General features: G+C 42.6%; 16 protein-coding genes. 13 read left to right on the forward strand and 3 right to left on the reverse strand.

The annotated features are described in order from the left end of the window. Positions 1–26: 26 nt before the first annotated feature. From M2369_RS08140 to M2369_RS08200, 13 genes are all read left to right on the forward strand, one after another. Positions 27–884 (forward strand): hypothetical protein, encoded by an 858-nt coding sequence (locus M2369_RS08140; protein ID WP_039168997.1) that lies wholly within the window; start codon positions 27–29, stop codon positions 882–884. A 745-nt stretch (positions 885–1,629) separates the two neighbouring features. Beyond that, on the forward strand, positions 1,630–2,511 hold the full coding sequence (locus M2369_RS08145; protein ID WP_041508078.1) for an alpha/beta hydrolase: 882 nt from the start codon (positions 1,630–1,632) through the stop codon (positions 2,509–2,511). A 7-nt stretch (positions 2,512–2,518) separates the two neighbouring features. Beyond that, a complete protein-coding gene (locus M2369_RS08150; RefSeq protein ID WP_041508079.1) occupies positions 2,519–3,304 on the forward strand; it encodes a 2,3-dihydro-2,3-dihydroxybenzoate dehydrogenase in 786 nt (261 codons plus the stop codon). A 26-nt stretch (positions 3,305–3,330) separates the two neighbouring features. After that, positions 3,331–4,512: an isochorismate synthase DhbC gene (gene dhbC, locus M2369_RS08155; protein ID WP_041508080.1), complete on the forward strand. Its 1,182-nt coding sequence runs from the start codon at positions 3,331–3,333 to the stop codon at positions 4,510–4,512. Between the two features lie 25 nt (positions 4,513–4,537). Then, complete coding sequence (locus M2369_RS08160; RefSeq protein ID WP_041508081.1) at positions 4,538–6,157, forward strand: (2,3-dihydroxybenzoyl)adenylate synthase; 1,620 nt, start codon at positions 4,538–4,540, stop codon at positions 6,155–6,157. A gap of 18 nt (positions 6,158–6,175) precedes the next feature. Next, positions 6,176–7,084, forward strand: a complete 909-nt coding sequence (locus tag M2369_RS08165) for an isochorismatase family protein (protein ID WP_039169005.1) — start codon at positions 6,176–6,178, stop codon at positions 7,082–7,084. Positions 7,085–7,099: 15 nt separating this feature from the next. Next, positions 7,100–14,248, forward strand: coding sequence for an amino acid adenylation domain-containing protein (locus M2369_RS08170; protein ID WP_259253949.1), 7,149 nt, complete (start codon positions 7,100–7,102; stop codon positions 14,246–14,248). A gap of 20 nt (positions 14,249–14,268) precedes the next feature. Beyond that, positions 14,269–14,496 carry an MbtH family protein gene (locus M2369_RS08175; RefSeq protein WP_024718451.1) on the forward strand — a complete coding sequence of 76 codons (228 nt, stop codon included), beginning with the start codon at positions 14,269–14,271 and terminating at the stop codon, positions 14,494–14,496. 122 nt (positions 14,497–14,618) lie between these two features. After that, entirely contained in the window at positions 14,619–16,244 is a 1,626-nt protein-coding gene (locus M2369_RS08180; RefSeq protein WP_259253950.1) for an ABC transporter substrate-binding protein, read from the forward strand. Between the two features lie 98 nt (positions 16,245–16,342). Continuing rightward, entirely contained in the window at positions 16,343–17,308 is a 966-nt protein-coding gene (locus M2369_RS08185) for an iron-hydroxamate ABC transporter substrate-binding protein (protein ID WP_259253951.1), read from the forward strand. A gap of 89 nt (positions 17,309–17,397) precedes the next feature. Next, a complete protein-coding gene (locus tag M2369_RS08190; protein ID WP_259253952.1) occupies positions 17,398–18,132 on the forward strand; it encodes an alpha/beta hydrolase in 735 nt (244 codons plus the stop codon). Between the two features lie 72 nt (positions 18,133–18,204). Continuing rightward, positions 18,205–18,348 (forward strand): YycC family protein, encoded by a 144-nt coding sequence (locus M2369_RS08195; protein ID WP_008347524.1) that lies wholly within the window; start codon positions 18,205–18,207, stop codon positions 18,346–18,348. A gap of 22 nt (positions 18,349–18,370) precedes the next feature. Continuing rightward, positions 18,371–19,585, forward strand: coding sequence for a CynX/NimT family MFS transporter (locus tag M2369_RS08200; RefSeq protein ID WP_100325665.1), 1,215 nt, complete (start codon positions 18,371–18,373; stop codon positions 19,583–19,585). 40 nt (positions 19,586–19,625) lie between these two features. Here M2369_RS08200 and rplI read toward each other — a convergent pair whose 3' ends face one another. The 3 genes from rplI to M2369_RS08215 are packed head-to-tail and all read right to left on the reverse strand — an operon-like array spanning position 19,626 to position 23,019. Continuing rightward, entirely contained in the window at positions 19,626–20,075 is a 450-nt protein-coding gene (rplI, locus tag M2369_RS08205) for a 50S ribosomal protein L9 (RefSeq protein WP_007497423.1), read from the reverse strand. Continuing rightward, positions 20,072–22,051 (reverse strand): DHH family phosphoesterase, encoded by a 1,980-nt coding sequence (locus M2369_RS08210; RefSeq protein ID WP_017359884.1) that lies wholly within the window; start codon positions 22,049–22,051, stop codon positions 20,072–20,074. The genes rplI and M2369_RS08210 overlap by 4 nt, the downstream gene beginning before the upstream one ends. Positions 22,052–22,071: 20 nt before the next feature. After that, positions 22,072–23,019: a YybS family protein gene (locus tag M2369_RS08215; RefSeq protein WP_017359883.1), complete on the reverse strand. Its 948-nt coding sequence runs from the start codon at positions 23,017–23,019 to the stop codon at positions 22,072–22,074. Positions 23,020–23,112: the final 93 nt, after the last annotated feature.

Consider the following 23,112-nt stretch of genomic DNA (forward strand, 5'->3'; position numbering starts at 1 on the left):
GTAATTATTACAAGGAGGGTTAATATATGACAAATACTATCTTTAAACGTTTATTATTACCAGCATTATTATTGGCGCTTGTTACTAGTTTTTTCGCACCAACGTCAGCAGAAGCAGCAATTACGGGGAATAACAGTCCTAACACTGCAAGTTCAATGGGATATTGGAAAAATAGTCGTTCAGACACGACAATCTTACCTGAAGGTGAAAATGAAGCGTATTATCAGTTTACGATCAATAAAGGTGAAAGAGTTTATGTCAGAAGTTCGTATAATAAGCAATATACTGGGATGAAAATCGAGGTGTATAATTCGAAAAATTCCGACGGGAGGTCTAGAGTCATTAATCCTGATTCAGTCACACCCTTTATTTTTGCAAATACTGGGGACGTGACTTCAACTTCAGAAACTTATTTTGTGAAAGTGACCCGTGGTACATATACAGGGAATATGTATTTTACTGTTTCCATTGAAGATCGTATTAAATCTGGAAATGGGACATTCAATTTTACGGGGACGGCTACAAACTTGGGGAATTCTTCTTTAAATTTTTTAGGAGTTGATTCTTCTGTCATTACAATGGATCTAACGAATAATTCTTCTATTCCTAAAAGTGCAATCGTTAAATCGATTACGACAACTAGCACTCAAACACCTAACCAAGGGAATGTCACACACAAATTAATGGATAGTGAAAGTAACATTTGGTATCAATCACTTTTCTCCTCTGCAACAAGTGGTTCTTATCGTATATCTCTGGATGATCAATTAAGAGTCGCTCAAAAATGGAGCTTTAAGTACAACGCAAAAGCTACGGCGAGATCTACTATGAGCAATGTCAAAGCCGATATCCGTTACGAATATGATGTCACAGATGGATTTTAAGTGAATGATGTTAACAGATATATACACCAATTGATCAACAAGTAAGGGCACATCCCTTACTTTTTTTATTGCCTCATTTTTGATGCTATATGTTATTTCACCACTCTACAGTGCTTGTCATGATTGCTTCGCTTCATGATATTTCGCCACTGTAAACGTATTTTTCAGCTTGAGCTGATTTTCAAGCAGATTTAGCCTCAGTTTTCCTAATGGGGGTTTCATTCTACCTACATTCCCTGCGATCTTGTCTTCCATAGAAAATTGTCTATGAATTTAAGCATGATATTGAATAAGTTGTGAATTAAGAACACTAACTTTCCCCAAAATCCACCTCTTTTTTTCTAAAAACACAAGAAGGTCTATAGACTTATTTTTCTCAAAATTATTTCAAGAAGAAAAACCTATATTTAATCATGATTCAAACAGAAGAAAATGGTAAATGTTTTGAGATTGTCAAGGTTTTTTGGCATTTCTACTCTGTTTTAATGACACAATCCGGCATTCTCTATTTCCAATCATTTGGTAGTTAGTTAGTCCTTTATTTTCTGAATATTTAGATCAAATTATCGATTATACCACTTTATGAACATTTGACTTCCTAATTGATAAACATTATCATTTGATTTGCTTGCGTGATAATTGAGAATCATTTTCATTTAAATTTTTATTACTACACTCATCCACTATCCGCAAGCCTGCTTTTATCATCATATGAGGTCAATTTGAGAAAGGGGATTTTTCACATATGACCAAACGCACTGAAGGAATGGGTACTGATGATTCACTTTTTGGAGAAAGCCGTCCTTTTTTTATACCTGGGACGGAGCAACTAGATATCACAACACACCCATACAGACTTTTTATATTTAAACCGAATACCACTCCTCCCGAAACTGGTTTTCCAGTCATGTACGTGCTTGATGGGAATTCACTTTTTGGCACAATGGTCGAAGCTATACGTTTACAGTCAAGAAGACCTGAAAAAACAGGTGTCGTACCTGCTATTATTGTTGGAATTGGCTATCAGACAGAAGCGCCCTATCATCCGCTTAGGCATTATGATCTCACTCTTACCGGCCCTGACGTTTCCATTGAGGGTAAAAGAAAGGACTTCTCCATCCATACATATGGCGGCGCCTCTGCTTTCTTTTCTTTTTTAGAAAAGACGGTTAAGCCATACATTGAGCAGCGCTTTCCGATTAATCAGAGTCGTCAAACACTATTTGGCCATTCTCTTGGCGGGCTTTTTGTATTACACACACTATTTGAGCACCCTGACGCTTATCAGACATATATTGCGGGCAGTCCTTCTATCCACTGGAACAAAGAATTATTTCTAGAAAAAGAACACCAATTTACCAACCGCATCCGTCAAGTGCCTATGGATGTAAGGCTACTTGTAGGTGTAGGTGAGTTAGAAAAACATCATCCATGTCAAATGAATGCTCATGCAAAGTCTCTAGCCAATCGTATGCTGCCTTTATCCTCGTATGGCTTGCATACGACCTATCACGAATTTCCTGAAGAAGGACATACGTCTGTTTTACCGGTGCTGATGAATGACGCTTTTCGTTTTGCATTTTATCATCAAGATCCTTTAACAACTACAGACTTGAAAGAAAGGTAGTGAACACATGAAACAGAGTGGTCTGTCTCATAAAATTGCCCTTATTACAGGCGCAGGACAAGGTATTGGACAAGCAGTCGCAAAGAGACTAGCCGATGAAGGTGCGATCATTGCAGCAGTTGACACAAATGAAGATCAGCTGCAAAGCACCGTGCAGAAGTTGAATGATAAAGGCATACGTGCCTTTGCCTATCCAGGTGACATTACCGATCAAGCATCTGTTCAGCACATTGTCGATCAAATTGAAAAGCAGCTTGGCCCCATTTATTTACTGGTCAATGTAGCAGGCATTCTTCGGATTAGTTCGATTGATCAGATTAGTACAGATGATTGGCACCAAACCTTCGCAGTCAATACACATGGTCTCTTTTACATATCCCAAGCTGTCTCCAAATACATGATGAAAAGATCAGAAGGGGTCATTGTGACTGTCAGTTCTAACGCAGGTGCCATTCCTAGAATGAATATGGCTGCCTATGCTGCTTCAAAAGCAGCAGCTACTTCTTTTACAAAAACGCTTGGATTAGAGCTGGCTACCTATGGCATTAGATGCAACGTCGTCTCGCCCGGCTCTACCGCAACACCTATGCAATGGGCTTTATGGTCTGATGAGCAAGGAGCAGATCAGATGATTAAAGGTTCGTTAGAGACGTATAAAACCGGTATTCCTTTACAAAAAATCGCTGACCCTCAACAGATTGCTGATGCAGTCATCTTCTTTGCATCTGAGCAATCCAGTCATATTACGATGCAGAATCTCACAATTGATGGTGGTGCAACACTCGGAATTTAACATTTTATCAAAAAGGAGGCCTTTTCATGAAACATTCATTATTGTCGACAGAAGAAAAAGTACAGCTGATCCAAGACTATCAGCCAGGCGCATTTTTCCTTGCTTCTCCTAAACGAGCGTTACTTGCAGAGGGGATATTCCAGCATATTAAAACCAATCAACTCGATGAACTATCCACAAAGGTAGCCCATGTTTTTGAGACTGCCAAACAAGCTGGTATTCAAGCACCGATTGTTGCTGGTGCTGTTCCGTTTGATCCGGCGCAACCCGTTCGTTTAAATGTGCCAGTCCATGTACAGTTTAGTGATCCACTCGAATTTCATCAAGGTGATGAGGATTCAGAAGTGACATCACAATCCTATGAGGTGACACCTGTCCCTTCTCCTGAAGTCTACATGAATGGTGTGAACGAAGGGTTAGCTAAAATTGAAAAAGGAGAGCTTAGCAAAATCGTCATTTCTCGATCTCTCCGTCTCAAATCAAATCAAGACATTCATACGAAAACAATACTCGAACGACTGGCTCGTCATAATACAACTGGTTATACGTTTGCTGCAAACGTAGCTGATCCGAAATCTTCCCAAAAGCGCACACTTCTTGGGGCAAGCCCTGAGCTGCTTCTTTCAAAAACTGGTTCATCTGTGATTTCCAATCCACTCGCTGGTTCTCGGCCACGCAGTTCAGACCCCGTAGAAGACCAGCGTCGTCACGATGAACTTCTTACTTCTGCAAAGGATTTACATGAGCATGCAGTGGTTGTCGATGCTGTCACTAAAGCGCTTGCTCCTTACTGTCATACGTTAGATGTACCCGCATCACCATCCGTCATACAGACAGAAACGATGTGGCATTTATCTACTGTGGTCAAAGGTGAATTAACAGATTCCAATGTGTCCTCCATTGATTTAGCGCTTAGCCTCCATCCAACACCCGCAGTATGCGGAACACCTACAGCAGATGCACGTGAAGCCATTCAAGCGATTGAACCCTTCGATCGAGGATTTTTCACAGGAATGGTCGGTTGGGCAGATGCAAATGGTGATGGAGATTGGATTGTCACCATTCGCTGTGCAGAAGCTGAAGGTCACTCCCTTCGCCTCTTTGCTGGTGCAGGAGTGGTCAAAGGATCAAAGGCAGAAGAAGAGCTAGCCGAAACATCTGCAAAATTCAACACGATGCTTCATGCGATGGGCATCCATCAGCTATAAAAATACATAGGAGATGACAAAAGACATGTTTGTTCAACCACCTACATGGCCAGAAGAATTTGCAAAACGCTACCGTGAAAACGGCTGTTGGCGTGGAGAAACCTTTAGCGGGATGCTTCGTGAACGCGCCGTATCGTTAGGGAATAAAACAGCGATTACATACGCTGATACACACATGAGCTATCAAGAACTTGATGAGCGCGTCAGCAGTCTTGCCGCCGGTTTTCATCAGCTTGGAATCCAAAAGGGAAGTCGAGTTGTCGTACAGCTTCCTAACATTCCTGCTTTTTTTGAAGTCGTTTTCGCTTTATTTCGTATCGGTGCTTTACCCGTCTTCTCACTGCCATCTCATAGAAGCAGTGAAATCACTTATTTTATTGAATTTGCCGAAGCAGACGCATATGTCATACCAGATGTCGATAGCGGCTTTGATTATCGATCACTCGCACGTCAAGTGAAAGAAAAACTTCCCTCATTACCTCATGTCATTGTTGCAGGAGAAGCTGAGGAATTCCTAGACTTGGATGATTTGCGCAAGGACCCAGCGCTCGATCCACAAATACATGTAGAGGCAAGCGACATTGCGTTTCTTCAGTTATCTGGAGGAAGCACAGGCCTTTCTAAGCTCATACCTCGTACACATGATGACTATATTTATAGTCTTTGGAAAAGCAATGAGGTGTGCGAGCTCACACAACATAGTGTGTATCTAGCTACACTTCCAGTTGCACACAACTATCCATTAAGCTCGCCTGGTGTTCTTGGGACATTATACGCTGGTGGAAGAGTCGTTCTTGCACCTGGATCAAGCCCTGATGTCGTCTTTCCACTCATTGAAAAAGAACGGGCGACTATTACCGCTGTCGTTCCACCAATTGCATTGATTTGGCTAGAGGCCGCTCCTCATCGATCAGATGACTTATCGAGTCTTGAGGTCTTACAAATCGGTGGTGCTAAATTAAGTGCTGAGGCAGCAAAACGAGTGATGCCTGCCCTTGGGTGTAAGTTACAGCAAGTTTTTGGCATGGCAGAAGGTCTGGTCAACTATACCAGATTGGATGACCCTGAACATGTCATTATCCATACACAAGGACGCCCGATGTCTGAATATGATGAGGTACTAGTGGTAGACGATGAGGACAAGCCCGTCCCGAATGAAGTGGCTGGACACCTTTTAACAAGAGGACCTTATACGATTCGCGGCTACTATAAAGCCGATGAACAAAACAAAAAAGCATTTACACCAGATGGCTTCTACAGAACAGGTGACATCGTGCGATTAACCAAAGAAGGAAATGTTGTTGTAGAAGGCAGAGACAAGGATCAAATCAATCGTGGTGGCGAAAAGGTTGCTGCTGAAGAAGTTGAAAACCATTTACTTGCGCATCCTGACATTCATGATGCCGCCATGGTGTCCATGCCAGATCCATTTCTTGGCGAACGCTCATGTGCCTTTGTTATTGCGAAAGGAAACAACAAACCAGCACCGCATGTCTTAAAGTTATTTCTAAGAGAACGTGGGCTCGCTGCCTATAAAATTCCTGACCGCATTGAATGGATTGATGCGTTCCCACAAACAGGTGTAGGAAAAATCAGTAAAAAAGCATTAAGAGAATTAGCTGCAATCCATACTGCCAACGTATAAAAAAGAGGAGTGAAAACCATGGCAATCCCTACTATTCCTGCGTATCCAATGCCAAGCATACATGATTTACCCGAAAATAAAGTGAACTGGATCCCTGATCCGAAACGTGCTGTCTTGCTGATACATGACATGCAGCAATATTTTTTAAATGCATTTCAACAAGATACTTCACCGATTACAGAGTTAGTGCAGCATATTGAACAATTACGTGATACATGCAAAGAACTCGGCATTCCAGTCGTCTATACAGCTCAACCTGGTGATCAAGACCCGAAGGATCGTGCCTTATTAACAGATTTTTGGGGACCTGGTCTTGGTGATGATGAAGCATTGACAAAAATCATTGATCAGCTTGCTCCATCTGAATCAGATACAATGCTGACAAAATGGCGTTATAGCGCATTCAAAAAATCCAACTTTTTAGATCTTCTTCACGAAGGCGGACGTGATCAACTGATCATTACTGGCGTATATGCACATATTGGATGTATGCTGACAGCCGCAGAAGCATTCATGTTCGATATTGAAACCTTTTTTGTCGCCGATGCCGTCGCTGACTTTTCACTTAAGCATCACAAAATGGCAATGACCTATGCAGCTGAACGCTGTGCAGTCACCACAACGACAAACCAAATCATCAGTCGTTTAACAGGACAAGAAGCAAACAGTGATGACCTATCCTTTGATGCCATCGTTCACCAAGTAGCTGAGTATCTTCAAATCAATCCAAATGAAATACCGCTTGACGAGAATCTCGTCTACCTTGGCCTTGATTCAATTAGAATGATGAGCCTAGCGGAAAAGTGGAGACAGCAAGGAGCAACAGTCAATTTCGTTGAGCTTGCAGCAAATCCAACGCTCATGTCTTGGCGGACTCTTCTTTTCCCAGAAAAACAGCCATCTATCCCAAATATCGATTACTTGTAAAGGAGGTTTAAGCCCTTGTCGATCCAGTCCGTCGATTCATTCCCACTAACCGGTGCCCAATCAGGCATTTGGTATGCGCAGCAGCTTGATCCATCTAACCCTATTTTCAATACAGCTGAGTATATAGAGATTAAAGGTCCTATTGATCCCATACACTTTGAAGCAGCCATTCGAAAGACTGTCTTAGAAGCAGATTCCTTGTATATGCAATTCGTTGAGGATACTGACGGTCCAAAGCAATGGATGACATCTAAGAAAGAAATCCCATTTCAATATGTCAATTTACAAAATGAAAAACAGCCGTTTGATGCGGCTAAAGCATGGATGAAAGCCGATCTTTCCACACCAGTCTCTTTAGAGAAAGATGTATTATTCCGTGAAGTGCTTTTTCAACTTGCTGACGACCGATTTATTTGGTATCAGCGCATTCATCATATTGCCATTGATGGATTCGCCTTTTCGCTCATTGCACGTCGTGTTGCTGAGGTCTATTCAGCCCTATCGCAAGGGACACCTGTGCCTCCTCAAACATTTGGAGCTTTACATGATGTAGTCCAAGAAGAGATCACTTATCAACAGTCCAATCGATTTGAAGATGATCGAGCATTTTGGAAAAATCGTTTTGCTGATCAACCGGAAATTGTCAGCCTTGCTGAGCTTGCCCCAAGAACGTCGGATCATTTTATCCGGAAAACGGCTAGATACGATGCCGAAAAGGTAAGCAAAATGAAAAAAAACGCCCAAGCCTTCGGTAGTACGTGGCATGAAATGATTCTTGCCGCATCCGCACTCTATATGCATCGTATGACGGGTGCACATGATATTGTTTTAGGATTACCTGTGATGATGCGCCTTGGATCGTGCGCCTTGCAAACACCTGGAATGGTCATGAACCTAGTACCGCTTCGTTTAACATGCAAACCAGAAATGACGCTCTCAGCACTTGTTCGTCAAGTATCTGATGAACTGAAAGCCATTCGTCCTCATCAACGATATCGTCATGAAGACATGCGGAGAGACTTTAAGCTCATCGGAAGAAATCAACGATTATTCGGTCCACAGATCAATATCATGCCATTTGATTATGATCTCAAGTTCGATCAGAGCATTGGTCGAGCACACAATCTCTCAGCAGGACCGGTAGATGATTTATCGATCAACATATACGACCGTGCGGATGGAAACGGATTTCAAATCGACTTTGATGCAAACCCTGCTGTTTACAAAGAGACAGCCGTTGACGCTCATCAACATCGTTTTCTTCAATTGCTGGAGGAAATAACCGGACTAGAGCAAGATCAGACAATCAGTCAATTCAACCTTCTTTTGTCTGAAGAAAAAGAGAACATTCTCAAGCACTGGAATGATACAAAACGAGAATTACCAAAAGAATCATTACGGGAACTATTTGAAAAACAAGTGAGCAAAACGCCGCAAGCAAAAGCATTACAGTTTGAAGGAATCATTTTGACCTATGAAGAGTTGAATCAGCGGGCAAATCAGTTAGCTCATTATTTGAAAAATCGTGGCATTGGACCAGAACAATTCGTCGCAATCGCTCTGCCTCGATCCATCGATATGGTCGTAAGTCTATTAGCCCTCGTCAAAACGGGAGCCGCATATCTGCCACTAGACCCTGATTATCCTAACGATCGTGTCGCCTATATGCTAGAGGATGCCAAACCGGCGTGCTTGCTCACAATCAATGAGACAGCAGGTGGTTTGGACTATCCTCACATCGTTCAACTGGATGATGCAACTGTTCATCAGGAGATAGCAGGCAGTCCGCATCTCAATCCTACCTGGAGCGAGGGCTCTCCACATCACCCCGCCTATATCCTCTACACGTCAGGATCGACAGGCAAACCAAAGGGTGTTGTTGTAACAAAGCGAAATGTAGTCAACTTTATATTGTCCATGCAAGATGCATTTTTATTAGATCAAGGAGACCAGCTTTTAGCGGTAACGACCATAGCCTTTGATATTTCCGGGCTAGAAATGTTCCTCCCACTTTTACATGGGGCTGCTATTTTATTGGCAAAAAAAGAAACGATACAAGAACCAGCAAAGCTTTCAAACATGATTCGTTCTCATCATGTCACAATCATGCAGGCAACACCAACGTTGTGGCATGCATTGGCAGATGAATACCCTGACGTGATCACAGGTATGCGTGTTCTTGTTGGAGGAGAAGCACTTCCTGCCTCCCTTTTGCACACACTGCAATCTCTTCAATGCGACATTACCAATTTGTACGGACCTACAGAAACGACGATCTGGTCTACGATGCAAAATGTCACAGCACATCAAGAGAATAGCGGGCCGGCAATTGGTAAACCCATTTGGAATACGAGCATTTACATTTTAGATGAAGGACTAAACCCAGTCCCAGCAGGATCAATCGGTGAACTTTATATTGCAGGTGAAGGAGTATCAAGAGGATATCTTGGACGATACGACTTAACGGCAGAACGATTTGTCGCTGATCCGTTCGGCACAAAAGGTACGAGAATGTATCGTACTGGAGATTTAGCCAGATGGCGTGAAGATGGTTCGATTGATTATATAAGCCGTGCCGATCATCAAATTAAAATCCGCGGCTTCCGTATTGAACTGGGTGAAATTGAAACCGTGATTATGCAGCATCAAGCTATAAAGCATACATCTGTGATCGTTCGTGAAGATCAACCTGGACAACAGTTGCTTTGTGCGTATGTTGTGCTGACAGACGACTCAGCTCTTCACCCTTCAGAGCTCAGGCAATTTGTGGCTGCATTACTTCCAGACTACATGGTGCCTTCTGCTGTTGTCGTTTTGCCGGAACTGCCACTTACACCAAACGGCAAAATCGATCGCAAAGCATTACCAGTGCCAAATATGTCTTTAGTTAGTTCCGATCGTACACCTAGAACACCCCAAGAAGACATGTTATGTAGTTTATTTGCAGAAACACTTGGCCTATCTCAAATTGGTATAGATGATAGTTTCTTTGACTTAGGTGGGCATTCTTTACTTGCCGCTCGTCTGCTTCGACGTATACGAGATACATTCGGTGCAGACCTAAGCATGAGCACCATTTTTGAATCACCTCGGGTTGCTGAACTTGCGCAGCACTTGGACAAAGCGAAGGACATTCGGCCGCCGCTTCAGGTAGAAAACAAGCCAGATGAGATTCCGTTATCCTTTGCTCAGAAACGGCTCTGGTTCCTTCATTGCCTTGAAGGTCCAAGTCCAACTTACAATATTCCACTTGTCATTCAGCTAACAGGTACACTAGATCAACAAGCTCTAACTGGTGCTTTGGCAGATATCACTGAAAAACATGAAACCCTTAGAACCATTTTTCCAAATAAGAATGGCATGCCAAGACAGGTTATTTTACACCCAAAAAGTGTTCAGCCTGAACTCCATGTCACAGCTTCGAGTGATCAACAAATTGAGAATCAATTAAATACAGCCATTCGCTATAGCTTTCAGATTGAAGAAGAACCTGCACTGCGAGCAGAATTATTCACGCTTGATGCCAATCGATATGTGCTGCTTCTGTTGCTGCATCACATCGCTGGTGACGGCTGGTCACTTGCACCGTTGACACGAGACTTAGCTGCTGCTTATGAAGCTCGTATTCAAGGGAAATCCACCTCATTGCCAGCGGAACCTGTTCAATATGCTGACTATGCTATTTGGCAGCAGAAACTGTTGGGCAGTGAAAAAGAGACGGATAGTCTATTTGCCAAACAGCTCAGCTATTGGAAAGATGCCTTACATGACCTGCCTGAAGAACTTGAACTTCCTTACGACTTCCCGCGTCCACAGGAAGGAAGCTTCAACGGTGCGACGATAGACTTTATGATCGAACCGGCTTTACATCAAAACCTTCTTGAGCTTGCGAAACAACATCAAGTGAGTTTGTTCATGGTGCTTCAAGCATCCCTTGCAGCATTACTGACACGTCTTGGAGCGGGGACAGATATCCCAATCGGCAGTCCAATTGCTGGACGGAATGACGATGCACTTGACGATATTGTCGGATTGTTTGTGAACACACTAGTATTACGTACAAATACAGCTGGTAATCCAACCTTCAGTGAGCTATTGAAGCGAGTGCGAAACGTTGACTTAGCAGCCTATGAGCATCAGGATCTGCCATTTGAACGGCTAGTGGAAATCCTAAATCCAACCCGCTCCAGATCACGGAATCCATTATTCCAAGTCATGCTTGCCTTCCAAAATACACCGAAGGCAGAAATGAAGATGACACAACTTGATTCGGATCTCTACGTGAAACCAGTGGGATCAGCTAAATTTGATCTGACCATCGAATTGACAGAACAAAGAACTGAAACTAGATCAGCAGCAGGATTAACAGGATTGTTTGAATTCAGCACAGATGTATTTAAACAAAGTACCGTTCGAGCAATCGCTGACAGAATGAAGCGCTTTTTAACAGAGATAGTTGAGCGCCCACATCTGCCGATTGGTCAAGTGAACATTTTATCAGATCAAGAACGACAAACATTTCTCCCTGACAAACAGACATTCGCTCAGTCAGACCAAGCACCTAATCTCCCAGCCTTATTTGAAAAAACGGTGCAACAATTCCCTGATCGAGTGGCTGTAACGGATGGCAAGAGGCAGCTGACCTATGGTGAGTTAAACAACAAAGCCAATCGTCTTGCTCATTTATTAATACAAAGAGGCGTTGGACCAGAACAGTTCGTTGCACTTGCTCTGCCTAGATCAATTGATATGCTCGTCAGTTTATTAGCTGTTCATAAAGCAGGCGCAGCCTATGTTCCTCTTGATCCTGACTATCCAGCAGACAGGCTGGCATACATGATACAAGATGCCAAACCAGTTTGCAGCATCACAACAAAAGCAGCTGCATTGCATCTCCCTGCTGATTGCGATTTGATTTTGTTAGACGAAAAAGAAACAATTGATCAATTGCTGACTACGCCAAATCACAATCCGGCTGATATAGACAGAATTGAGCCGCTATCTTCTCTGCATCCGGCCTATATTATTTATACGTCCGGCTCTACAGGGAAACCAAAAGGAGTGGTCATTCCACACCAAAATGTCATCCGTCTTCTGACATCTACTGAACATTGGTTCCATTTCGATGAAGAGGATGTTTGGACAATGTTCCATTCATATGCCTTTGACTTTTCAGTTTGGGAAATATGGGGACCCCTTTTATATGGCGGGCGACTTGTCATTGTTCCTCATACCATCTCTCGTTCTCCAGAAGAGATGATGCAGCTTCTAGTCGATGAAGGTGTGACTGTGCTTAATCAAACACCTTCCGCCTTCTATCAGCTCATGCAGATAGACAAGGAACAACAAACACTTGGTCAAGCATTATCACTCCGCTATGTCATCTTTGGCGGTGAAGCATTAGAGCTTAGCAGATTAGAAGATTGGTACAGCCGTCACTCAGACTGCAAGCCAAAATTAATTAACATGTATGGCATTACAGAAACCACCGTTCACGTTACGTACAATGTACTCAATCGAGACATGATCGCAAAGAAATCCAGCAGTTTAATAGGCGAACCAATTCCTGATTTACACGTGTACGTACTAGATGGATACCTACAACCTGTTCCACCTGGGACAACAGGTGAAATGTATGTAGCTGGAGCTGGTTTGGCAAGAGGTTATCTAGGCAGGCCTGACCTGACCTCAGATCGATTCCCTGCCGATCCTTATGGAGCGCCTGGCACAAGGATGTATCGTACAGGCGACCTCGCTCGCTGGACAGAAGAAGGGGCACTTGATTACATTGGTAGAGCTGATCATCAAATTAAAATACGCGGGTTTAGGATTGAACTTGGAGAAATCGAAGCCGTTCTATCACGCCACGACGCAGTTGCACAAGTTGCCGTCATTTTGCGAGAGGATCAGCCTGGCGACAAACGCTTAGTTGCATACATCGTCACAACTGAAGAAGACCATTTCGATACAGAGACTCTTCGCCATTTTGCGGCAGCCAGTCTTCCTGATTACATGGTGCCTGCGGCTTATGTACAGATTGATACGATGCCACTTACAGCAAACGGGAAGCTTGATCAAAAATCACTTCCGGCACCTCAATTGCACATACAGCAGACGGATGGCCGCGGCCCAAGAAACCCGAAAGAGGAAATCCTGTGTCATCTTTTTGAAGAGGTGCTTGATTTGCCAAAAATCAGCATTGACGATCGCTTTTTTGACATTGGCGGGCATTCCTTACTTGCGGTTCGTTTAATCAGCCGCATTCGTGATGCACTTGGTGTGAAACTGAGCATCGGAACGTTGTTTGAAGCACCGAACGTTGCCAGCTTGGCAGAGAAACTAGAAACAGGAAGCGATGAAAACGCACTAGAAATCTTACTGCCGCTACGAACAAATGAAGAAAGACATCCTCTCTTCTGTGTTCACCCAGCAGGTGGTCTTAGCTGGTGCTATGCAGGTCTCTTGAACACATTAGAGAAAGACATCCCTATTTATGGATTACAGGCACGAGGAATCGCAAGAAAAGATGACTATCCGCATACACTCGATGATATGGCTGCCGATTATATTAAGCACATCCAAACGATTCAGCCAAAAGGCCCTTATCATCTACTTGGCTGGTCACTTGGCGGAAACGTTGTACAAGCAATGGCTACTCAACTCCAGCAGCAAGGTGAAGAAATCGCTCTCGTTGCGATGCTGGATGCCTATCCGAACCATTTCTTACCGATTAAAGAAGCACCTGATGAAGAAGAAGCACTAATCGCTCTTCTTGCACTCGGCGGTTATGATCCAGATACCTTAACAGGTGAACCGCTCACGATGAAAAGTGCTGTCGACATCTTGAAGAAAGACGGCAGTGCACTAGCAAGCTTAAGTGAAGATGCCATTAGAAATCTAAAAGAAACCTATGTCAACTCAGTGCGATTGCTCGGGGAATATCAGCCAAAAACTTATCAAGGGGACATATTATTCTTTAGATCTACCATTATCCCAGACTGGTTTACACCGATTGATCCCGAAGCATGGGCACCTTATATCAATGGAACCATTGAACAGCACGACATTCATTGCCGGCACAAAGACATGTGCCAGCCTAAACCCCTAGCAGAAATTGGTGTCATCTTAGACAACGCTCTGCACCGGGTCAAACAAAAGCACTAAGAATAAAGGAGAGATGACAAATGACAAATCCCTTTGATCGTGAAGACGGTGTATTTCTTGTGCTTGTCAATGAACAAGGACAACATTCACTTTGGCCATCATTTGCACCAATACCAGATGGATGGGAAAAGGTCTTTGGTGAAGACACTAGAAATGCCTGCATTGATTATATCCAGACACACTGGCAGGACTTACGGCCATTAAGCTTAACAAAAGAACCTGCGTTAGCACATGGAAAAACGGAATAAATCATCGCACCCTGATCTCCATCAGGGTGCTTTTTTGACAGAATAAACACACCATTTTCCAGCTCTTTCTGATACAATTCAATTGAGAATATTTATCAATTAATAAGAGATCAGGTGGTTTTATGGGACACAATCATCAATTATGTACAAAGGTAAATGCAGAACAATGCATTTATCGATTAACATATACTGAAAAAATAAATAATGCAGATCTTCCACATACGGAGCAGCAGTTGTCAGATACATTCTGCCTCCTCTTTAGCATAAGCGGCAGTGGTTTACTTACATTGAATGATCAAAGATGGCGATTGAAAGATCTAACACTCTATACGATGATGCCTGGGGAAACATTTATGTTGAAAACAGAGCCTTATCAAAAACACGAGCTCTATCTGTTTCGCTTTCAGATGTACACGCCACAAGGTCAAAACATAGAAGAAGTATCAACTGAACATGCCCGTTCTTTACTGAATGTATGGCAATTTATCGATATTAGCTCGATTGAACAAATTCATTCTTTACTGTCCGACATGACAACAGAATGGCAAAAACCTGAATCCATTAGCTTTTTTAGAAGCCAAACCCTTTTTCAACAGCTCATCCTGCAGCTTTTCACACTGCATAAAGAAGACATTTGTGACACAACACACGCCCTTTTCAAAACAAAACAATATATCGATCAACATTCCGAAGAACCTCTCAGCCTTACAAGTCTATCTCATATGGCTGGTATCAGCGCCAATCATTACAGCGAGCTATTTAAAAAGCATTTTGATGTGAGTGTCACTGATTATATCACCAAGAAAAGACTGGCTAGAGCCAAACAGTTAATGGCGAAAGGTCATGCAAAACTCAAAGATATTGCACAGGACATCGGCTATCAAGACCCCTATTACTTTAGCCGCATCTTTAAGAAAAAAACGGGTATCACTCCTTCTGCTTATATGAAAAGCCGTCAACGGAAAATAGCTGCCTATGGCCATTCCATACTCGGGCAGCTCACACCTATTCATATCATCCCATATGCTGCCCCTCTTCACCCTAAATGGACAGCACATGACTTTGAGCATTATGCAGAAGAAATTCCGATCCATCTGAGTGCACATCGTATCAACGAGCACGCTGAAGCCAATATACAGCAATTGAAGGAAGCACAACCTGAGCTGATCATTGCCAATGATCATGTGACAGAGGCAGAAAAACAAGTGTTGAAAACCATCTGTCCTGTGCACTTTGTTCCATTCACACAATTGGATTGGCGCACTCAATTCAGACAAACAGCTCTGTTCTTAAACGAAACGAGGGAAGCAGAAGAATGGCTGCTTCATTACGAAGAACTCGTCATTCAAGCGAAAAAGGCATGCCTTGTTGATCATCCACCAAGAACCGTCCTGCCTCTTCGTATCTTTCAAGATCAGCTCTACTTATCTGTCAATCGCACCTTGTCAGAAGTAATTTTTCATGACATTGGCCTTCTACCAGCTTTTCAGAATGATGGCCAGCTCATCGAAAAAAAAATCAGCATTCACTCTATACAGCAGTTAAACCCAGATGCCATCTTCCTCTTGTTGCATAAAGAACCAAAAACCATTGCTTTTTATCAAAAGTTAAAGCAACAGGAGGCTTGGCAAAATCTCAAGGCTGTGACGCAACAAGCCGTCTATCCACTCGCTTCTGACCCTTGGCGTGAATACACAGCAGCCAGTCATCAACGAGTCATTCAGGACCTTTTATCTTTTTTTCCGTAAAAAGTCCATCACTAGACAGATCATTGTCTATGGATAAAAGGACGAATGACTACTACAATCTTTAATTGAGAACAATTATCAGTTAAAGGAGAAAACAAATGAAAAAATGGTTCGCATTGCTTATCCTTTGTATCATGACGATCATCGCAGCAGCCTGTGGTGCTGCAGAAAATAAACCGGCTTCAAACACAACCAAAAGCAAGTCAGCTGAAGCAGCAGAAACAAACATCAAATACTTAGATCAAACGTACAAACTGAAAACACCAGTGAAACGAATCGTCATTGCTGGAAGCCTAGAATCGATGGAAGATGCAAAACTACTTGGTATCGACCCTATTGGTGCTTCTACTGTCGGCGGCACTTTCCCTGAATTATTTAAAGACATTACAGCAAAAACAGAAGGCATTGGGGAAAAAACAGAACCGAATCTAGAAAAAATCTTAAAACTAAAACCAGACGTGATACTCGGATCAACCAAGTTCCCGCCTGCAACAATTAAAAAACTAGATAAAGTCCAAACGACGATCCCAGTATCACATGTCTCTTCCGACTGGGAAAGCAACCTTTTATTACTCGGTGAACTGACTAGAAAAAGTGAAGAAGCGAAAAGCATCATTTCTGATTATCAGAAAGATCTCAAACAAGCGAAAGAAACCCTGAAAGACAAAAGCAACAACAAAACAGCTGTCATTTTACGCATTAGACAGGGCGACCTGTACGTGTATCCTGAAGACGTATATTTCAACTCTACTTTATATGGGGACTTAGGGTTTACAGCACCAAGTGATATCAAAAAAGCCAAAGCACAAGCAATGATTTCATTGGAACGCCTAGGTGAACTCAATCCTGATTATATCTTTGTTCAGTTCTCCCAAGAGGAAAACTCATCGAATCCAAATGCATTGAAGGACTTAGAGGGAAATAAAATTTGGAACAGCCTAAAAGCTGTGAAAAATGGACACATCAATGAAAATGTCGTTGATCCTATGCTTCAGGGAGGAACAGCACTAAGCAAAACCACCTTCCTTGATCAGGCTGTCAAATGGCTAGATCAAACCAACTAAAAAGATGCGCATCTTGACAAAGGGCTAAACATTTTAGTCCTTTGTTCTTCTTTTCAGCGGAGCTTGAAAACTTGAAGGAGAGAATACACATGAACGGAACGTTTCTATATGACGAATTGAACGGGCGGCAGCTTGATATTTACCTTCCACCGGACACCTCTATTGATGTTCCAGCTGTCTTTGTACAAGATGGCTCTTCTTTGTTTAGAACCCACCTGCTAGAGATCGAAAGCATGATTGAAGCCAAAACCATCTCGCCAATCATCATCGTCGGTATACACCCCTTCAATCGACTTGACGAATATACACCATGGAAAGCATCATCACTGCATTCTGGATTCCCTGACTTTAAAGGTGAGGCACAGACATATGTGTCATTTTTAGCAAATGACTTGCTTCCATATATCAAAAGAGAATACCCAGTCAAACAGACCGGTCATGAACATAGTCACATAGGTGCTTCATTAGGAGGGCTATTTGCAATTTATACTTTATTGATGTACCCTGCTCTTTTTAAAAACATCGCATCTATCTCTGGATCATTTTGGTATCAAGATTTTCTACCATTTGCTAAACAACAAAGCATTCAGTCTGTGGACCACCTTGTCTATTTGTCTGTAGGCAGTGAAGAAGGGAAAGGCAAAACATCTGTCCAACAGCACATGCCTTTATTCAACAAACAACTCCATGATCTTTTATTACAGAAAGGGATGCAGGAACGAAAGCTTCACTTTCACATTGAACAAGGAGAGGGCCACCATCTGAAACAATTTCAAAAAAATTTCTTATCGGCTATCAAGTGGTTTTATAAAAGAAAAACTTAATTTTTTATCAGCAAGTCACAAAGTCGATATGGTATATTGGAACGTATAGATTGAAAGAGGAGGGATTTGCGCATGAGACCTTTACAAATCTCAGCCGATACCGCACAAAAGCTTGCTGCATCACTCAATGTACCGTTAGAGCAAATCATGCATATGCCGCAGCACATCTTATTAGCTAAATTAGCGGAGCTTGAACAGAAGAAAGATCGTTCTTAAAGAAATAAAGGAGTTTACATTCATGGAACAACAACTAGAAAAATCAACATTTCATCCTCGCAGTACAGGGCAAACCATTTTGCTGATTGCTGGGATTTTACTCATTGCCTTTAACCTGAGGCCAGCCATTACGTCTGTTGGTCCTGTGATCGGTGCCATTCGTTCTGATTTACAGCTTTCAAATGGACTGGCTGGTTTCCTCACGACATTACCACTGCTCTCATTCGCATTGCTATCTCCCATTGCACCTAAAATCGGAAAACGTCTTGGGAATGAACGAACACTTTGGCTTGGGCTTGCTGTCCTGCTCTTTGGGATTGTCATTCGTTCATTTGGCAGCATCACCTTTTTAATGATAGGAACAGCGCTAGTCGGCGTCGGGATTGCGATTTGTAATGTGCTTTTACCTGGACTTGTGAAACATAAATTCCCTGCACATGCTGGATTAATGACAAGCGTGTATACGACATCGATGTCCGTTTTTGCTGCACTTGCATCTGGTGTCAGTGTTCCGCTCAGTCATGCAATGCCTGGCGGCTGGAATACATCATTCCTTGTCTGGGCAGGACTTGCCCTTCTTGCAATGATGGTGTGGGCGCCGCAGCTTCTTCATCAGAACACAGCGGCTGTCAAAAGCATTTCGCTCAAAGAGCAGCCAATATGGCGTTCACGTGTCGCATGGCAGGTGACCTTTTTTATGGGCTTGCAATCATTCCTTTTCTACAGCAGTATCGCATGGTTTCCTGATATTTTGACATCACATGGCATGAACCTAGCGACAGCGGGATGGATGCTCTCTATTATGCAGTTCACTGGTCTGCCATCCACCTTCTTAACGCCCGTTTTTGCAGAAAAATTAAAAACGCAAAGACCGCTTGTCGTTGGCCTTGTCCTTGTGTATTTACTCGGCATGATTGGTCTCCTTCTCGGAGGGTCGACGCCTATTCTTGTCATCTCTGTGCTATTAATCGGCGTCGGACAAGGGGCCAGTATCAGTCTTGCCCTCACATTTATCGGATTAAGAACAACCAATATGGAACAAGCAGCTGCCCTTTCTGGAATGGCGCAGTCACTCGGTTATTTATTAGCCGCTGTTGGTCCATTCATGATCGGTATCCTTTTTGATGTGACACATACATGGACGCCATCTATTATCATCTTTATCATCGTCCTATTTTTCATGTTTTTATCCGGTATGCGTGCTGGACGAAGCATCTATATTTCAGATCCATCATAAAAAAAGAACCCGCCTCACGAGGAGACGGGTTCTTTTCTGTTTATGCTTGTTCTGTGACGTGCACTTTTAATGTTGCTTGTACTTCTGGGTGAAGCTTCACCGGTACATTTGTGTATCCTAACGCACGAATGGCATCATTCAACTCGATTTTACGCTTATCGAGTTTGATTTGATGTTCTTTTTGCAATTTATCAGCGATCTGTTTGCTTGTAATCGATCCAAATAGACGACCGCCTTCACCTGATTTAGCAGTGAGTTCCACTGTCAGCGCCTCAAGTGTTTCTTTTAATTGTTTCGCTTGCTCAAGCTCTTGGATGGCATTCTTTTTCTCTTTGTTTTTCTGCCCTTCCAATGCACTTAGGTTCGTTGGAGTTGCTTCAACAGCTAACCCTTGTTTGATGAGAAAGTTGTGAGCGTATCCGTCTGCTACATTTTTGACTTCGCCTTTTTTCCCTTTGCCTTTTACGTCTTTTAGAAAGATGACTTTCATCTTTGAACCCCTCCTTCGAAATATTCGTCTATGGCAGCTTTTAACTTCTCTACCGCTTCTTCAATGGTTATACCATAAATCTGGGTCGCAGCGTTAGTCAAATGACCGCCGCCATCTAATGCTTCCATAATAATTTGAACGTTGATATCCCCTAACGATCTTGCACTAATACAGACCGTATCGTCATCTCGCCTTGCGACAGCAAATGATGCTTCAACCTCACTCATCGACAAGAGAGAATCAGCCGTCTGTGCGATCGTAATTTGATCATAATACTCAGATCTGTCAGACGGCAAGGAAGCAATCGCTACCTGATTTTGATACAGCTCTGTATGCTGAATGAGCTTTGCCCGTTTGATGTAATGATCGACTGTCTCTTTCAAAAACTTTTGCACAAGGACAGGATCTGCCCCTTTTGCACGAAGGTAGGATGCTGCATCGAACGTTCTTGACCCCGTTCTGAGGGAGAAACTCTTCGTATCCACGATAATCCCAGCAAGAAGTGCTGTGGCCTCAATCATGTTAATCCGCAATTTCTTCGGCTGATACTCTAACAGCTCTGTCACAAGTTCTGCTGTAGATGAAGCATACGGCTCCATATAGACAAGTAAAGGATCACGGATAAATTCCTCACCACGTCTATGGTGGTCAATGACAACGACGTTTTCGATCTTATTTAGCAGTCGTTCTTCCATCACAAGGGACGGTTTATGTGTATCTACGACCACAAGCAATGTGTCATCCTTTGCAAGCTCCATCGCTTCCTCAGGCGTGATAAAACGGGACCAAAGTTCTTCATAATTCTTAATTTCACTAATTAAGCGTTGAACGCTATCCCCAATCTGGTTGGCATCAATGACGATGTAACCTTCTTTTCCATTCGCCTGAGCAACCTTTAAAATCCCGATCGAGGCACCGATAGAGTCCATGTCGGGGAACTTATGCCCCATGATCATGACATTACCGCTTTCAGATACAATTTCTTTTAAAGCATGTGAAATGACCCGTGCGCGTACTCGTGTCCGTTTTTCCATTGGATTGGTTTTTCCACCGTAGAATTTCACTTTCCCATTCGGCTGTTTAATCGCTACCTGATCCCCGCCTCGTCCGAGGGCAAGGTCAAGACTCGACTGCGCAAGTGCGCCAAGTTCTTTTAAAGAAGGAACAGACGCACCGATTCCAATACTAAGGGTAAGTGTGGCGCTATGTGCCCCTGTTTTCTCACGAACCTCGTCTAAAATGGAAAACTTCGACGCTTCAAGCTCTGCTAAGATGCTCTCATTTAATACAGCCATAAATCGTTCAGATGAAATTCTTTTTAAGAAAATGCCGTATTCTTGTGCCCAATTGTTTAACAGCGATGTGACTTCACTATTTATCGCGCTACGCACCTGATCATCAAGACCCTGCGTCACATCATCATAATTGTCTAAAAAGATATAAGATAACACCGTTCGTTCATTTTCATACTGCCTTTCAATCTGCACTTGTTCCGTGACATCAAAGAAATATAAAAGGCGCTCTGACCGTTTAATAATGACTTTGAATTTCCGGTCATTCAGCGTCACATTTTCTGTCTCAACCTCTTGTTTAATAAGAGGCACAATGGATTCAAATGTATCATACAAGGATCTGCCGACAAGTGTGCTTTCATGGAAGCACGAAGCGAGAAATGGATTGGTCCATTCGATATAATACTGGTCATTAAACAGCATAATACCAATTGGCATCTCCATTAATGCTTCTTCTCCAACCTTTTTGACTCGATAGGATAATGTTGAAATATATGAATCAATCTCTTTTTGCACCTGCGTATCTGCCCACTTTAAAAAGTAGAGCACACCCGCAAGGACTAAAAGACCAACCGCTCCTATGATCCAATTAAAATAAAGGTTGAGGAGGACTGTGATCACCGCAAGGACAATTAACGCGAAGATCGGATACTTGATGACAGGTTTTCGATAGAAGCTTGGCACTGATATCAACTCCTCAACATTCAGAGTGAATTATTTGTTTTTACTTTTTCTCTTAAATCAAAGCCTATGTCAGCAATCCCTATAATACGCACAATCACACCGATTGGCGGAAAGAGAATCGTCAATACGACGGCAAAAATGGGTACCACTTTTGAGATGTTTTTTTCGTGGCAATAATAGAAGATAAAAGAAAAGCCCTGAATAAGCACCAGTATAAATAAAATTTGAAAAGCACTCGTTTGCACGAGCGATAAAAAGCTGCCTTTCTCCGGCTGAATCAGCATCAAAAGCAGTGTGAGTAAATAATACCATACCATGCTTTTTGGCAGCCGCATATCCTTAAATTTCTTAAGAGCTGGCATGTCTGGAACAAACCGTTTGATCAACGGCCGCACAAACCAATGATTGACGAAAGACATGAGCGTGACAAAAATCAAAAGCGCTACAGGTAAAGAATTTAATGCCGTATCCTGCATCTCTCTAAACTGCTTGAGTTGTTTTGCTATCTCCTGATCAGAAGCGCCAGATTGTTTTAAGGTACTCTCTACCATCGGCATGATTTGGTCAATTGATTCCTTTGCGACACCCAGTATATCTACTTGAAACAGCTGGACACTGACAACAAAGTAAATGAGAAAACTGAATAAGTAGATCAGCGCACCCGTAATAATAGCCTGACCTGGCTGCCTCCTGCTGTAGAAAACACCCATACCTACTCCAACAGCAATCAGCATTGGCGCACTTAACAGCCCATTAATAGACCCAATTAAAAAGCTGATCACTATGCCAATAGCGCCAGCCGCAATTCCTTTTTTCAAGCCATGCCTGATTGTATAGAGAATGATCGGAATCGGAGCAGCCATGAAGAAAATAATGGCTAAAAGTGGCACATACAAATAAAACAGCGTCATGACCGCAAAAATACTGATCATGATAGCGCCTTCTACTAACGCTTTTGTTTGTTTCACACCTTCACCTCAATCCAATCATTTTTCTATATCTTGCTCAATGTGTACTTCTATGTATACGTACGATGTACGCTCCGTCATATCTTGACCCAA

This window comes from Bacillus sp. JUb11 (genome assembly GCF_024807925.1).
GTDB lineage: Bacteria > Bacillota > Bacilli > Bacillales > Bacillaceae > Bacillus > Bacillus altitudinis.